A 1,667-nucleotide genomic window follows, 5' to 3' on the forward strand; every position below is an offset into this window, starting at 1 on the left:
CGCAGCGCGTCGACCTTGCCGGCATAGCGGCCGTCCAGCGGCGAGAGGGCGAGGAGCTGCGTTTCGACGGACGGGGACATGGCGGGCCGGGCGGGGAGGGAAGTCGCAATTTTAACCGCCGCGCCACCCGGACCGGCCCCTTGACGCCCGGCGGCGTACGCTCGCCGCATCCACAGGAGGCGACGATGGCCCGATCCGACGCGAACGTCCGTATCGAACACGACAGCATGGGCGAGCTGGAGGTACCGGCCGACGCCCTCTGGGGCGCGCAGACCCAGCGCGCCGTGGACAACTTCCCGATCTCGGGCCGCCCGATGCCGCGCGCCTTCATCGAGGCGCTGGGCCTGGTCAAGGCCTCGGCCGCGGAGGTCAACGGGCGGTTGAAGCTGCTCGACGCCGCGGTCGCCGCCGCGGTCGCGGAGGCCGCCCAGCGCGTGGCCGACGGCGAATTCGACGCGCACTTCCCGATCGACGTGTTCCAGACCGGCTCGGGCACGTCGAGCAACATGAACGCCAACGAGGTGATCGCCCGCATCGCCTCGAATACGCGGCGGCGCGTGCATCCGAACGACCACGTGAACCTCGGGCAGAGTTCGAACGACGTGATCCCGACGGCGATCCGGGTCGCCGCGACCGTGGCCTGCGCGCGCGACCTGCTGCCCGCGCTCAAGCACCTGCAGGGTACGATCGCGAAGAAGGCGAAGTCCCTCGGCAAGGCGACCAAGACCGGCCGCACGCACCTGATGGACGCGATGCCGGTGACGTTCGCGCAGGAATTCGGCGCCTGGGTCTCCCAGCTCGATTCCGCCCGCATGCGCATCGAGGACGCGCTGGGCCGGCTGCGACGCGTGCCGCTCGGCGGCACCGCCGTCGGCACCGGCATCAATGCGGACCCGCGGTTCGGCGAGCAGGCCGCGAAGGCGCTGTCCAAGCGCGCCGGCGTGCGCTTCGTGTCGGCCGCCGACAAGTTCGAAGGAATCGCCTCGCAGGACGATGCCGTGGAACTGTCGGGCCAGCTCAATGCGCTGGCCGTCGCGCTCATGAAGATGTCGAACGACCTGCGCTGGATGAATTCCGGACCGCTCGCGGGCCTCGGGGAGATCGAATTGCCCGCGTTGCAGCCGGGCAGCTCGATCATGCCGGGCAAGGTGAACCCGGTGATCCCCGAGGCCGTCGCCATGGTCTGTGCGCAGGTGATGGGCTACCACACGACGATCACCGTCGCCGGCCAGAGTGGCAATTTCCAGCTCAACGTCATGCTGCCGCTCATCGCCTACGACCTGCTGGACGCCATCGCGCTGCTGACCCGTGCCTCGCGGCTGCTCGCCGACCGCGCCATTGCCGGGCTGAAGGTGCGCGACGAACGCGTCCGCGAAGCCCTCGCGCGCAATCCGATCCTCGTGACCGCGCTCAATCCGATCATCGGCTACGAGAAGGCGGCGGCGATCGCGAAGCAGGCGTATGCCGAAGGAAGGCCGGTGCTCGACGTCGCCCAGGACGCGACCGGCCTCAAGCGCGACGAACTCAAGCGACTGCTGGATCCCGTGTCGCTCACGCGTGGCGGCATCCGCGAGGGCATGTCCGGCGGCGGCTCGTAGCGGGTGAGCACACGCACCAGGCCGATCAGCGTGTCGAGCGCGGCGAGGTCGCCGCCTTCGAGGTCGGGC

The 1,667-nt window shown here is 70.1% G+C and carries 1 protein-coding gene; it reads left to right on the forward strand.

Annotated features, from left to right (window positions below; genetic code table 11):
- Nucleotides 1-185: 185 nt before the first annotated feature.
- Nucleotides 186-1,598: a class II fumarate hydratase gene (locus tag ACY35P_RS15575; protein ID WP_462116747.1), complete on the forward strand. Its 1,413-nt coding sequence runs from the start codon at nucleotides 186-188 to the stop codon at nucleotides 1,596-1,598.
- Nucleotides 1,599-1,667 lie beyond the last annotated feature (69 nt).

This window comes from Lysobacter xanthus (assembly GCF_047159895.1).

Excerpts from the sequence above, each read along its gene's own strand:
- ACY35P_RS15575 (WP_462116747.1), top strand. The coding sequence starts at position 186 with ATGGCCCGATCCGACGCGAACGTCCGTATCGAACACGACAGCATGGGC.